Genomic DNA, 14,021 nt, shown 5'->3' on the forward strand with positions numbered 1-14,021 from the left:
GACTATGCTTTGGAAATTATCACTTACTGGAATCAAGAGCCGTTTAAGAGATTACTTGGTATTATTCTCAGGATTAGTTATGGCATCTGCTATTTTTTATATGTTTGAATCAATGGCGAGCAACGAAGCCTTTTTGAAAAGCAATACGGTCGTTGCTGCTACAGTTATCATTTTCCGACTAGGTTCTGTTTTACTAGGGATCATCACATTCGTTTATATTTTATACGCGAATTCCTTTTTGATGACGATGCGACAAAAAGACTATGCCATGTTTATGATGCTAGGAGCAAAAGGCAGAAAAATCGCACAGATGATTTTTTCTGAAACATTCGTAGTAGGGATCGCGGCTACTTTAGTAGGTTCAGCTGTCGGTGTAGGATTGACAAGTATCGTCCACCGATTATTAGTGGATCAGTTAGATATCAATATTTCGCATTTTACACCTTTTAGCATTCATGGGTTGTTGATCACCGTTTTGTTTTTTGCTATTTTGTTTTTATTAGCAGCTATTGTCAATGCTTTTTCGATTGTCAAAAAACCGATTTTAGCATTGATTCGTGCGGATCAGACACCAACAAGAATCAAGCAGCATAAATTCTTGTTCTTCCTTGAAGTAGTACTAGGGATTGCTTTTCTAGGCTGCGGTTATTATATGATGAAACATGTGGGGACCTATCAAGTTTTTGGTATGGGAGTAGCTCTAGTCACGATCGTATTAGGAACTTATTTCATTTTCCACTCTGTGATCATTTTCTTCTTATCATTATTAAAGAAATCAGAACAGATTTCATTGAAAAAATTGAACAATTTCACATTGTCACAGTTAAGTTTTCGTATTCGTGAATATACACAAATGCTCTCCATGGTTGCTATGCTGTTTGCTTTAGCACTTGGTGCTTTGACAGTAGGTCTAGGATTTAGAAATGAAATTTCGGAAATGACGGAAAATGCTGCTGGTTATGACCTAGTGATGAATAATCCTCGGGCAGAAGATCAGCAAAAAATCAAAGAACTATCACCAACACTTTCTGCTTCTTATACTCAAAAAGAAGATGCGGGAACGATTTACTATAATGCAAGTGAATTTGCGGCTCAACCATTGGTCATGATAAAATATGAAGATGGGACACCGCCGAAAATCACGAAAGAAAAAGTTCCTGCTGAAAAAATGAATGAACTGACTGTACAAGATGAGCTTCGTGGCTATGAATTGCCTGAACAGCAAGAAAAAGAAATCAAGGTAGTCAGTCAATCGGAATTTGATCAACTGAGTTTGCCACAATCCACTTTACAGCTAGTTCAGGTCAAAGACTTCCAAGCAAACTTGGAACCAATCAAAGCACTTGCTACACAAAATAAAACGAACAATCCATCTTTGCAAAAAGTAGAGTACAGTAACCAGAAGTATGAAATGTATGAAGGATATAATAGTCTATTCTCTGGTTTTGAATTTATGGGATTCTTCTTAGGTTTAGCTTTCTTGACTATGCTTGCTAGCTGTTTGATGTTCAAGATCTTGTCAGGAAGCAAGAGTGACATCGCTCGTTATGAAATGCTTGAAAAGATAGGAACACGACGCGGATTGCTTAAACAATCGATCCGTAGAGAAGTAGGTGTGTTATTCTTAGCACCAGGAATCTTAGGTGTAGTCCATGTCTTATTCGGATTACAAATGTTTGGTCTATTCATGCAAAATCCATATAAAGATATTTGGGTGCCATTTACGATCTTCTTCGTATTGTATTTCATCTACTATGTACTGACGACATGGTTGTATACTGGAATCGTATTGAAAAAGAGGTTGTGACAGAAGTGATCAGCTTCAAGAAATTTCGGCTTATCTCCGAAGAAGCTACTTCTGGAACACCGTTTGTTCAGAAAGAGGGACTGTGACAAGATTTTTGTCACAGTCCCTCTTTCGTGATCTTTTATTAGAATATAGTAAATTTTTTCTCGTTACTCACGGAATAAGCTGTTAAGAAAACGGTTTCCATGTATACTGGAATCAGTACAAATGAAAGAAAAGAGGGTGCAAGGAACATGGAAATCAATGAACAAAATTTTGGCGGAAACTATCACTTGATCACGATCACGAATCAAAATGGGACATCTTTGTCTGTCAGTGATCTAGGTGCACGAGTCGTCCATTTTCAAACAATGATCGATAATGAAAAACGAGAGTTGGTTCTAAGCTTTGATGAAGCAAAAGAATATCTGGAAAAAGATCCTTATATCGGAGCTTCAATCGGACGTATGGCTGGACGGATCACGGATGGCACATTCAAATTAGATGATGAAACATTCAAAGTAAAAACAGATCCAGATACTGGCCATTGTTTACATGGCGGTGCACCTAGCTTTGAAGCCAAGCAGTGGCATTATACAGTTATTAATGGTGAGAACGAAGCCTCAGTCATTTTCTATCAGACTAGTCCAGACATGGAAAATGGATTTCCTGGCACTTTAGACGTAGAAGTACGGTATACACTGACGAATGATGATACATGGCGAGTGACAGTCCAAGGGATCAGTGACCAGAAAACAGTATTCAATCCGACGAATCATGTTTATTTCAATTTAACTGGTGATCCAACACAGCCAATCGACGAACATACGCTTTGGTTGAACAGCCGATTATTTGCTACGCTCAATAAAGATACGACGCCTACAGGAGAAGTGGTTTCAGTAAGCGGTACAGCATTTGACTTTCAACATCCTAAAAAATTAGGTGAGGTATTCGCCAGTGATTTTCGCCAATCAACGATGGTAGGCGGTATCGATCATCCATTTTTATTAAAAAAACAGGCTGATCTGCTAAATGCAGCGGAATTGACGAGCCCTGATGAAAAAGTATCAATCCAAGTAAAAACGGATGCTTCAGGAATTGTGATTTTTACCGCAAATTTTGGAGAAGATGGGCCAGAAATGCGTGGAAAAAAATTAGTAGATCATGGCGGTATCACATTTGAGACTCAAGAACTACCAGGAGCAGAGCGACTTGAAAGTTTTGGAGATGTCACTCTGGAACCTAACCAAGTACGCGAATTTGTAACGGAATACAAAATAAATAAATATAAAGAAATAGAATAAATTAAAAAAGGGAATGTGACACTGTCACACGCCCTTTTTTATTTATTCTATTTCTTTAAAGGCAGATCAAGCCAGAATGATTTGTCTAAACTTAACAAAGTTAGTACAGGAACAGTTGCAGCTTTAACTGTACGAGTAGTTGTTTCTGGTATCTGTCTTGCCGTGAACGTGTTCCACAAATCCCAGATTGAAGCGACACGGAAGATGGAAGAAGCATTGTTGACGCGTTTTATCGTTGAAAATTCTAATCCTGTGATTGGCACGCCATCTGTTGTCCATTTGATTGGCACATCGAATCGCTTAGACATATGGAGAATTTCAGTATTTGCTTCTTCAGTTGTTGTTGCTTCTTTTTTCGGTTCATCATATTTTGTCAGGTCGTACGCTTCGATGATCGCGTTCAATTTTTGTGAATATTGGCGATCTGTAGCATAACGTCCTTCCAAATATTTGGTTGCTTCTTTGTAGTCTTTTGTTTCCGACTTCCAAGTTGGTTTGTAGAAGTCAGGATTGCCAGTCAGTCCATTTTTGATCAAGTCGGCATAGTCTTCCAAACTTTCCTTGTAAGAAGGATACTTACGGAATTGGGCGCGGATTTGGTAGCTTTGTCCCGAACTATCTTGTTCAAGTGTATTGAAGGTCACGCTGCTTCCTTTATACGATCCTTTGATACCAAAAAGGTTATGATTTGGTTCGCTTGATAATAAGCTGTTTCCAGATCCACTTTCCAGGATGGCTTGAGCCATCATGACTGATGCGTAGATTCCTTCTTTTTGGCCGATTTCCTGTGCATCATCTGCAATCTTTTTCAGGAACTGATCAGTTGTTTGGTTTTGACTGAAATGGAACGAGCCATCTAATCCATCTAAAATAGATGAGCCGCCTGTCAGCGAACCTGAAGCAGCAGGTAAACCTGCTAAGTTTACTCGGACAGCAAAATCAGGCGTGAAATCTGAAATAGAAGTTACTCGAACTTTATCTCCTGGTTGGGGCGCATGGATAAATTGTCCGTTCCCAATATAGATACCTACATGGTGAGTAACACCGGAAGAAGGTCCCCAGAAGACGAGATCGCCAGGTTGGGCCTGACTTACTGGAATCTGCGTACCTGCATATTGCTGTTCGCCTGTCCAGCCACCGATATAATGACCGGTTGCTTTCATATATACGTAATAAGTCAAACCAGAACAGTCAAAAGTATTTGGACCTTTTGCTCCCCATACGTATGGTTTTCCAAGATGCTTGAATGCTTCTCGAACGATTGCTTGTTGGACATTTGTTGCATTTGTAGGCAATACAGCATCAATTGGTGATTTTACAACAAAATCAGAAGAAGCAGAAGATGGATCCTCTATACCGCTTTGATTTGCTGTATTTGGACGAGACGAAGCATTGTTCGTTCCGCCATTCGATGAACCATTGTTTGGATGATTTGGTTCTCTCTGAGTATTTCCATTGTTATTCGATCCAGATGGGTTTGTTTGATTCGAAGAATTCCCGCTGTTCGAATTATTGTTATTATTATTTGAATTATTTGAATTATTTGAACCATTATTATTGTTGCTATTGTTGCTATTGTTGTTATTACCCTCATCTGGTTTATTTGGCGTTTCCGGATCTGGTGTACTAGGGACTTCTTCACTAGGATCAGTTGGTTCCTCTGTTGAAGTATCCGGTACAGGTTCAAATTCTGCAGTAATAGATAAATTGTTCGTACCTACTGTAAAAGTCTTTGCCTCATAGTTCACTTCTTTAGCACCATTCACAGCGACGGAAGCAATTTGTTCACCTTCAGCTGGCGTAATAGTGTAAGTCACCTTTGTTCCTGCTGATAAACCTTCTACCGTTCCGCTTTCTGTGATATTCAAAGGTTGCTGTTCAGCGGTATCCTCTGACGAAGCAGTTAGTTGGATCTTCCCTATCAAAGAAGGAGCAATCGTAAGGGTATATGTCTCGGCTGGTTTTTCATTTTCTGATGGATCAGCCGGATCAGTTGGTTCGGACGATTCTGTTGATGAGTCAGTTGTTCCGGTTGTGCCTTCTGTAGAAGAATCCGTAGTTTCGCTAGTAGATGAGCTGGAAGTAGACGTACCTGTTGAGACTGTTTGATCGGTTGTTTGATTATCTACAGCAAATACGGCATTAGTCGACAAAACAGTAGGAGCAATCAGCCAAGTAGCAGCTAGCAAACGCATCGTTTTTTTGTTTTTCATAATAAACTAGTCCTTTTCCTTTCATTGATTTTCTGTTTTATTCAGCATTCATAAGTTATTCGATTGAACAGATAATCGTGTCGAAAAGCTTTTTCTTTCCATGAATCTGCTTGTGTATTCTAAATAAAACAAGTTGTAAAAAAGCAACGAGCAGTCATTCGTTGTGGTTTGTCGTTCATTTTATTGCATAAACCATCTTTGTTTGGGGATAAACAAGTGGGGATAAAAATGGTCATGCATATGTAAATTATACCAAAGATTGGAGAGTATCACAAAAAATTTATAAAAATAACGATCCTAAAAAAGAAAAAAACTGAAATATGTGATAAGCATCTCATACTTCAGTCTTTTTTCGTTCATTATTCGTAAGACATTAGGTCTTCATCAAACCCGCTAACAAGGGTGGTGATCATTGCTACGACTAGACTAACAGCCAATCCTGCTAAGTACCAGAAAAAAGTACCGGAAATAAAGGCTGGCAATGTGGTCAGACTACCAAATACAAAAGCGATCGCTTTCACTTGAGCAAATCCCATGACAGCTCCACCAGCAGCTGCACCGATGCAAGCAGCAACAAATGGTTTTTTCAATGGAATCGCGATTCCGTAAACAGTAGGCTCGGTCACTCCCGCAAGTAAAATCGAAGCGAAAGCAGAACCAGAAATCGAACGTGTTTTTGAACGTTTACTTCGGAGGAATACCCCTAAAGCTGCACCAGCCATTCCAAAATTAGCTGCTCCTGTCAACGGAACGATACGGTCGAACCCATAAGCTGAGATATTGCTGATCATGACAGGATTTACAGCCCATTGGATACCAAATATCACCAAAATGTTCCAGCCTCCAGCGATGATTGCTCCACTGATCGGTCCGTTAATATCCATCATCCAAGTAATTGCTGCAGCTAAACCTTCACCAAGATAAACACCGGCAGGTCCGAAGACCATTAATGTCAAAGGAACCGTGATGACTAATGAAAGTAAAGGTACAAATACTAATTGCATGTTTTCACGAATATATTTTTTAAGGAATCTTTCGACAAAAGAATAAAAGAAAATACCTAAAATCGCCGGCATGACAGTAGACGTGTACTGCATCAGCACTACAGGAATCCCCAGAAAATCAGTAGCTGCTTTACCACTATCTGAAAGTAAAGAGGTCAAATTTGGCTCAATCAGCGCTGCAGCAATGACAGCCGCGATATATCCATTCACTTTAAACGTTTTGGCGGCAGAAAAAGCGAGAAAGATTGGCAGAAAATAAAAGGCAGCATTCGACGCAGCAGACAAAATATGATAAGTCCCGCTCGTTTCACTAAGCCAGCCAATCGTAGTCGCTAAAACAACCAGACCTTTTAATATACCAGAACCGGCAAATAGGGGAATGATTGGCGTAAAGATTTCCGATATCAAACCAAATAGTTTTTCGATCGGATTTAGCTTTTCTTTCGGAGCTGAATGATCGATTTGACGTGTCAATTCCTTATAAGCAGGGGCCAATCCCTGATCCATAATTACTTCTGCATATCTATCGAGTAAAATGAAATATTTGATGGAAGGGATTTGCTGCTTTAATTTTTCTACATTTGCTGCCGGCTGTTTTTGTAATTTGATACGAAGCCGAGTCGCACATGGGAGGACAGAATCAATATTGTCTTTTCCCCCTAACTGATCAATCAGCAGATGAATCTGTTCGGACAGTACCATCTGTTCAGGATTCATTGTCGTTTCCATTAGAAGACCACTCCACTCACTAAGATAATATTGGCATAAGGTGTCATCTCGCCTGTACGAATAAATGCATGGCAGTTATTCAAATCTTTTTTCATTTCTTCATGTGGGATAAAGCTAATCGGTGTATCTGGTAACAGTAATTTGATTTTTTCCAATATTTCCGGATTCATTGTCTTTATTTCTTCCGCCAATTCAATGGATTGTACTTCAAGTTCTTCTAAAACGTTTTCTAAAACAGATAAAAAACTTGGAAGTCCGTTTGAAACAGCTAAATCTATTTTTTCAGTACCAAAGGGAACAGGCATGCCTGCGTCCCCGATACTTAATTTGTCAAAGTGTCCCATTTGTGCGATTACTCGCGAAATATCTGAATTGATGACTTTTCCTTTTTTCATGTTTGTTTCTTCCTCTCGTTGTTAATTTATGACTGCTGATTGTTCTAAAGCTTCACGGTAAGGGATAGAAGGTTGCGCACCATAAGACTGTACGGCAATAGAAGAGGCTAGATTTCCATAAAGGATCGCTTCTTTCAAGTTACCAAGGTCTGGCAGAAGTGTGCTGCTCAATGCCCCAATAAATGTATCACCTGCGGCTGTCGTATCGACAGCATCTACTTTAAAAGCAGGGACGATACCGTGTTCTTTTTCTGTGTGGTAGAAAGCACCGGCACTGCCCAATGTAATGATTACTGTTCCAATGCCTAATTCATGCATTTTTTCAGCTGCTGCGACCAAACTGTCATGGTCTGTAACTCTGATTCCTGTAATAATTTCTGTTTCTGTCTCATTTGGTATAATGATATCTGTCTTTTCGAGTAGTTCAGTAGGAATGGTTTCTCTAGCTGGTGCAGGATTCAGGATCGTTGTTTTTCCTGCGTCTTTTGCAATAGAAAAAGCTAGGATCGTCGCATCTAAACTACTTTCGAATTGAGCAATAATAAAGTCACTGTTTGTAATCAATTCTTTGTTCTTTCGAACTTCTTGTTCATGGAAAGCATTATTTGCGCCTGCATGAATCAAGATACTGTTTTCTCCTGCGGCATCCACCATAATCATTGCTTGTCCGGTTGCGGCGCCCTCAATTTCAGCAATTCCAGATGTATCGATGTTTTCTTTCGTCAGTAGATCCAACAATTGCTGTCCTTCACTGTCAGTTCCAACACCTCCAATAAAAGATGTTCGTGCGCCTGAACGTTTGGCTGCCACTGCTTGGTTGGCGCCTTTGCCTCCGCCAGCGTGAAAAATCTCATGTGCATGCATCGTTTCTCCTGGTTTTGGCATTTTGGTTAAACGAAGGGTAGTGTCCATATTAATACTTCCAATTACTGTAACCGTGTTCATTTCACAAACCTCCAACTATCTCATTTATTTTGATGGGAAGAATTATTTTTTTAAAACGTTTTAGTAAAACGTTTTAATAGTTCGATAAAAATATAGCACACCTTGAAAGCTATTTCAAGGGTGCAGTCGAAAATCTTTTTTCTAGTCGTACAGGTAGCCGTTTTTCTTCCCACTCTTTTTCTGGGAATTGGATTCGATCTAACAATAATTGGGCAGATGTTTGCCCCAATTCGAAGATTGGTTGTGCGATTGTCGTCAGTTTTGGCTTGATATATTCGCACATATCTATATTATCATAGCCAATAATGCTATAGTCTTCTGGGATGCTTTTTCCAGCTTCCTCTAATCCGCGATATAATCCAAAAGCTAATTCATCATTTAAAGCAAACACACCAGTTGCAGCAGAATCAAGAAGTTTGGCTGTGATTTGGTAGCCGCCTTGTTTTGAGAACTGTGTAGGCAAGAGGATCAGTCGGTCATGAGGGATTTGGTAAACATCAAGAGCAGATTTAAACCCATCAATCCGAGCGTGGACATTTTCTGGCAGATTTTCAGGATAGACAAGGGCGATCGTTTGATGTCCTAGACTAAGTAGGTGCATACCTGCCAGATAACCACCGCGAAAATCGTCTGTTCGTACGGCATCACTAAATCCTTCAGATTTTTTTTGATCCAAAACAATGAAGGGCCGGCCTTGTTTTTTCAAATTTTCGTTGATTGCATTCGTAGAGACAGCAGAAGTCGCAATAATGAATCCATCCACACCTCGACGTGTGAGCTCGGCTAGGTACTCGATTTCTTTTTGATGATCAGAATCAGCATTACATAATATCGTGACGAAGTTCTGATTGTACAAGATATCTTCAATTCCTCGCATCAATGTACTGAAGAATGGATTCGTGATATCAGGAACGAGTACGCCAATCGTTTTCGTTTCCTTGGTAATCATTTGTCTAGCAAAATAATCAGGTTGATAGCCTAATTCTTCTTTAGCAGCTAAAACTTTCTGAACGGTTTTCGGACTGAATTTCTCCGTATTTCCATTTAATATCAAGGAGACAGTTGTGATTGAAACACCGGAAAGTTTAGCGACTTCTTTGATTGTGATCTTTTTTTTCACCATGTTCATACTCCTATCTAAATCCTGTGGTTATTTTCCCATGAAATCAAAAAGAAGTAAATGAAAATCACATACGCTAGTACCCTATTTGCTTTGTTGGATTGCTTCGATTATTTGTTTCGTTGAACGTACTCGTGCAGTTTTCGGAAATATCTTTTTTATGAACAATTGATGCGATTCTTTGTCGCGATCACTACAAGCATCTTCAGCAAGCACGACATGGTACCCGTGTTGAAAGGCATCTAATGCAGTAGCATATACACCGTTTGTTGTCGCTACACCGCTTAAAATGATGGTTTCGATTCCACGACGGCGAAGTTGAAGATCAAGAGAAGTACCAAAAAAAGCACTTGGATTGTATTTTGTGATAGTCAACATATTGTCTGTATCTTTCAAAGAATCCTTCAAAAGTAAATCAGTGAATTCTGGAGGTACAGAAGCAGCAGTCATTCCACCCATATCAGTTTGTTGACTCAAATAAGGGAAAGTGGAGATGTCTACATTCACTAAAACTTTCAAGGCAGCGGTACGTTTCAATGTTTTTGCTAACGAATCATTGTTTGTCAGAATAGATGCTGCAGTGTGTGGAGAGAGTGTACCGTTATTTACGATCCCTTTTTGCATGTCGATCGCGACAAAAGCAGTTTTTGATAAATCAAAAATCATATTTTTCTTTAAATCATTCATGATGTTCCTTCTTTCAAATAACAATGTTTTTTATGTAAGTAAATCATAAATCGTTTATTTGTCAACTAAATAAAGAATTCCTTTCTTTAGTCTAGAGAAATTCAATGGTAAAATGAATAAGTGTGAGAAAACGCATTCGATGCATAGATATAGCGAGAAATATCGTGAAAATGGAGGAATCAGAGTGAAGTATGTCGAAGTAAAAAATGAATACAAACGATACAAGATGGGAGAAACGACCATTACAGCAAATGACGATATTTCTTTTTCAATTGAAAAAGGCGAATTAGTGATTATACTTGGCCCTAGTGGAGCGGGAAAGTCAACGATTCTTAATATTTTAGGTGGGATGGACACACCTGATGAAGGGCAGATTATTATTGATAACACAGATATTGCACAATTTTCAGACAAGCAGCTTACTGCTTACCGACGAACAGATGTAGGGTTCGTCTTCCAATTCTACAATCTCGTTCCTAATCTAACAGCAAAAGAAAATGTGGAATTGGCAACGGAAGTTTCCCCTGATGCGCTTGATCCTGTCGAAGTATTGACGCAAGTGGGCCTAGCTCATCGATTGAATAACTTTCCGTCCCAATTATCAGGAGGCGAACAGCAGAGGGTTTCCATTGCTCGAGCATTAGCCAAAAACCCTAAACTGCTTTTATGTGATGAGCCGACAGGTGCACTGGATTTTGAAACAGGAAAGCAAGTATTGAAATTATTGCAAAATGCTAGCAGACAACACGGTAATACTGTTTTGATCATTACACATAATTCTGCTTTAGCGCCCATCGCTGACAGAGTTATCCACATCAATGATGCGAAAGTAAGGACAGTTGAATTGAATGAGCATCCTTCATCCATTGATGAGATTGTATGGTAGGAGGATTTTATGAAAACAAAAACATATCTTAAAGCAGGTTTTCGCGAAATCCGGCAATCTAAAGGGCGGTTCATTGCAATCATCCTTATTGTCATGCTAGGAACACTTTTATTCGTAGGTGTCAAAACTGCTGGACCTGTCATGCAAAAAACGATGGATCACTATGTTGATACAGCAGGACTTTCTGATTTGCAAATCGTTTCTACTGGTGATTTGACACAAAAAGATATCGCTCAAGCAGAAAAGATTCCAGATGCAAAAGTAGAAACAGGAAAACAGTTCTATTATTCCAATACTGGCAAAAATGAAGTGATTCAAATCTTTTCTTATAACAAAAATAGCAGGCAGAACAAGCTACAATTAATTGATGGAAAATGCCCGGAAAAATCCAACCAACTTTTATTAGATGAAAAAGCGGAGAATGAGGAGAATGAAGGGTATAAAATCGGTGATGTCTATCAGATTGATTCAGATGAATTGAAAGAAAAAGAGTATACCATCACTGGCTTTGTCCGTTCTCCATTGTTCATCAACAATTTGGAGAGAGGATACGCGAATGTCGGAAATGGTAGCGTGGATTATTTTGTCTATTTGCCTGAATCCAATTTCAAGACGGATATTTATTCTGTCTTATATCTGGATTTTACGAACGTAAAGAATTTGAATACGTACAGCAAAGCTTACAAAGATAAAATGGAGCAAAATCAAGAAAAGGCAGAAAAGTATTTACAAGATCGACCCGAAGAACGCTTAGAAGAGCTGAAAAAATCGGCAAACGAAGAATTAGAACCAGCACAGCAAAAAATAACAGAAGGCAAAGCACAAATAGCACAGGGAAGAACACAGTTAGAAGATGCTAAAAAACAGTTAGCGCAGCAGTCAGCAGCTATCCAGCAGCTTCCTGAAGCGCAACGGACAATCGCTGTACAAACTTTGTCTCAACAAGAAACTCAACTCGCTGAACAAGAAAGGCAGTTAGTTGAGAAAGAACGAGAACTAGCTTCTGCAGAGGAAGAATGGAACAAAAATGCAGAAAAAATTGAAAATTTAACTAAACCATCATACCTATACAATGAACGTTCAGAAAATGTCGGGTTTCAAGAATTTGGTGATCTGGCTGAACGTATCGCAGCAATCGCCAATGTTTTTCCTGTTTTCTTTTTCTTTATTGCTGCATTGATCACCTTTACGACAATGACGCGTATGGTAGAAGAAAACCGCAGGGAAATCGGAACATTGAAGGCGTTAGGTTATACGAAAGTTGAAATCGCAAAAAAATATGCAATCTATGCAAGTCTAGCCTCAGGAATAGGCATTGTTTTAGGAACGATATTAGGAACGAATCTTTTACCAAGGATCATTTTTGAACTATCTAACGAGCGATATGACATTGGGAGTGCCCTTGTTTTTTATGACTGGCCACCTATTTTACAAGCAGCTGCCGCATTCTTCATTGCCGCATTTGGCGCTGCAATGATTGTTTTGTTCAAAGATTTAAGAGAACGGCCTGCTGCACTGCTTCAGCCGAAAGCACCGAAGCCAGGGAAACGTATTTTTCTTGAATACATCACTCCGCTGTGGTCACGCCTTAGCTTTAATCAAAAAATCAGTTATCGAAATCTCTTCCGATACAAGTCAAGAATGCTTATGGCGATTATCGGAATTGCTGGATGTGCCGGTCTGATGGTTGCGGGCGTGGGATTGAAAGATTCTCTAAGTTCTGTCTCAGCCAAACAATTTGGACCGATCATTGACTATCAAGCAATTGTTACATTAGATTCATCCACGGAAGAGAATCATCAAAAAGCAGCGGATATGTTGCAGCAGCAAGAAAAAGTAAATGAGATCCTAGCTATTCATACTCAAACCGTAGAATTGAGAAAAAAAGGGCATGCTTCACAAAGTCTGACAGTGATCGTACCGAGTAAAACAGCTGATTTTGATCGTTTTATCCATTTAACAGATCTTGAAGAGAACCCACGTTCCTTACCTAAAGCAGGAATCGCTATTACGCAAAAAGCAGCAGAACTATTTGACTTATCTACAGGAGATCATATATCGCTTTATGATGAAAATCAAAAAGAATGGAAAGTCGAAGTAAAAGAAATCGTGAAAAACTATCTAGGCAGCTTTATTTATCTGTCCCCTGAATATTATGCTTCAGTGACTGATCAATCGATGTCGGATAATGCATTTTTGCTGCGTACAGATAAGATGACAACGAAAGAAGAAGAAATGCTTTCCGAGAAACTGCTGGCTACAGACGCTGTGACAAATACGTCTTTCATGTCCAAACAAATCGAAACGCAAGAAGAATCAATGGCGAACTTAGACTCAGTTGTATTAATCTTTGTCGTATTGTCAGGATTGCTGGCTTTTATCGTCTTGTATAATCTAACTAATATCAATATTTCTGAACGTGTACGCGAATTATCTACGATAAAAGTCCTTGGATTTTTTGATAAAGAAGTCACGATGTATATTGTTCGAGAAAATATCATCTTTACTCTCTTAGGGATCATTGGAGGATTTGGTGTAGGATATGTATTGACTGACTTTATCTTACAACAAGCATCTATGGAGAATGTCATCTTTCCATTAGTGATTACATGGTGGGCTTATGTTTTATCAGCAGGATTAACCATCGTATTCACGGTTATTGTGATGATTGTTACCCATTTCAAATTAAAGCATATCGATATGATTGATGCGTTGAAATCGAATGAATAAAAATAGAGGTTGTGAAATCAGCGGTTTGACCTGAGTATTAGAGAAACAAACGGCAAAATAGTTCCTCATATTTTGCCGTTTTTTGAGCTAATACCGAAGGCCAGCTGATTGAACACCGTTTAAGAAAGAGGTTGTGACAGAAGTGGTCAGCTTCAAGAAATAAGAAGGAATTTACGAAAACAGCTCCTCATATTTTTCATTTGAAAGGACTTATTGTCGTAG

10 protein-coding genes are annotated in these 14,021 nt (G+C 39.0%); 4 read left to right on the plus strand and 6 right to left on the minus strand.

The annotated features are described in order from the left end of the window. Window positions 1–4 precede the first annotated feature (4 nt). Window positions 5–1,807, plus strand: coding sequence for an FtsX-like permease family protein (locus QK255_RS02120; protein ID WP_002293234.1), 1,803 nt, complete (start codon window positions 5–7; stop codon window positions 1,805–1,807). Window positions 1,808–2,040: 233 nt separating this feature from the next. Continuing rightward, window positions 2,041–3,090, plus strand: coding sequence for an aldose epimerase family protein (locus QK255_RS02125; RefSeq protein ID WP_002293237.1), 1,050 nt, complete (start codon window positions 2,041–2,043; stop codon window positions 3,088–3,090). 47 nt (window positions 3,091–3,137) lie between these two features. On the opposite strand, the gene QK255_RS02130 is transcribed toward QK255_RS02125, so the two are convergent. From QK255_RS02130 to QK255_RS02155, 6 genes are all read right to left on the minus strand, one after another. Further along, window positions 3,138–5,303 (minus strand): glucosaminidase domain-containing protein, encoded by a 2,166-nt coding sequence (locus QK255_RS02130; protein ID WP_002293238.1) that lies wholly within the window; start codon window positions 5,301–5,303, stop codon window positions 3,138–3,140. Window positions 5,304–5,662: 359 nt separating this feature from the next. Continuing rightward, entirely contained in the window at window positions 5,663–7,036 is a 1,374-nt protein-coding gene (locus QK255_RS02135) for a PTS transporter subunit EIIC (protein WP_002293240.1), read from the minus strand. After that, entirely contained in the window at window positions 7,036–7,431 is a 396-nt protein-coding gene (rbsD, locus tag QK255_RS02140; protein ID WP_002293242.1) for a D-ribose pyranase, read from the minus strand. Before rbsD ends, QK255_RS02135 begins: the two co-directional genes overlap by 1 nt. 21 nt (window positions 7,432–7,452) lie before the next feature. Further along, window positions 7,453–8,376 carry a ribokinase gene (gene rbsK, locus QK255_RS02145; protein ID WP_002293244.1) on the minus strand — a complete coding sequence of 308 codons (924 nt, stop codon included), beginning with the start codon at window positions 8,374–8,376 and terminating at the stop codon, window positions 7,453–7,455. Window positions 8,377–8,485: 109 nt separating this feature from the next. Continuing rightward, window positions 8,486–9,499, minus strand: a complete 1,014-nt coding sequence (gene rbsR / locus QK255_RS02150) for a ribose utilization transcriptional repressor RbsR (RefSeq protein ID WP_002293245.1) — start codon at window positions 9,497–9,499, stop codon at window positions 8,486–8,488. Window positions 9,500–9,580: 81 nt separating this feature from the next. Beyond that, window positions 9,581–10,183 (minus strand): isochorismatase family protein, encoded by a 603-nt coding sequence (locus QK255_RS02155; RefSeq protein ID WP_002293246.1) that lies wholly within the window; start codon window positions 10,181–10,183, stop codon window positions 9,581–9,583. A gap of 184 nt (window positions 10,184–10,367) precedes the next feature. Here QK255_RS02155 and QK255_RS02160 point away from each other — a divergent pair, with 184 nt between their 5' ends. Both QK255_RS02160 and QK255_RS02165 read left to right on the plus strand, forming a co-directional pair. After that, window positions 10,368–11,069: an ABC transporter ATP-binding protein gene (locus tag QK255_RS02160; RefSeq protein ID WP_002293249.1), complete on the plus strand. Its 702-nt coding sequence runs from the start codon at window positions 10,368–10,370 to the stop codon at window positions 11,067–11,069. A 9-nt stretch (window positions 11,070–11,078) separates the two neighbouring features. Further along, on the plus strand, window positions 11,079–13,799 hold the full coding sequence (locus QK255_RS02165; protein ID WP_002293250.1) for an ABC transporter permease: 2,721 nt from the start codon (window positions 11,079–11,081) through the stop codon (window positions 13,797–13,799). Window positions 13,800–14,021: the final 222 nt, after the last annotated feature.

The sequence above is a fragment of the Enterococcus sp. ZQ21 genome (assembly GCF_030053755.1).
Classification (GTDB): Bacteria; Bacillota; Bacilli; order Lactobacillales; family Enterococcaceae; genus Enterococcus_B; species Enterococcus_B lactis.

Coding starts and splice junctions, on each gene's coding strand:
- QK255_RS02120 (WP_002293234.1), top strand. CDS start 5: ATGCTTTGGAAATTATCACTTACTGGAATCAAGAGCCGTTTAAGAGAT.
- QK255_RS02125 (WP_002293237.1), top strand. CDS start 2,041: ATGGAAATCAATGAACAAAATTTTGGCGGAAACTATCACTTGATCACG.
- QK255_RS02130 (WP_002293238.1), bottom strand. CDS start 5,303: ATGAAAAACAAAAAAACGATGCGTTTGCTAGCTGCTACTTGGCTGATT.
- QK255_RS02135 (WP_002293240.1), bottom strand. CDS start 7,036: ATGGAAACGACAATGAATCCTGAACAGATGGTACTGTCCGAACAGATT.
- rbsD (WP_002293242.1), bottom strand. CDS start 7,431: ATGAAAAAAGGAAAAGTCATCAATTCAGATATTTCGCGAGTAATCGCA.
- rbsK (WP_002293244.1), bottom strand. CDS start 8,376: ATGAACACGGTTACAGTAATTGGAAGTATTAATATGGACACTACCCTT.
- rbsR (WP_002293245.1), bottom strand. CDS start 9,499: ATGGTGAAAAAAAAGATCACAATCAAAGAAGTCGCTAAACTTTCCGGT.
- QK255_RS02155 (WP_002293246.1), bottom strand. CDS start 10,183: ATGAATGATTTAAAGAAAAATATGATTTTTGATTTATCAAAAACTGCT.
- QK255_RS02165 (WP_002293250.1), top strand. CDS start 11,079: ATGAAAACAAAAACATATCTTAAAGCAGGTTTTCGCGAAATCCGGCAA.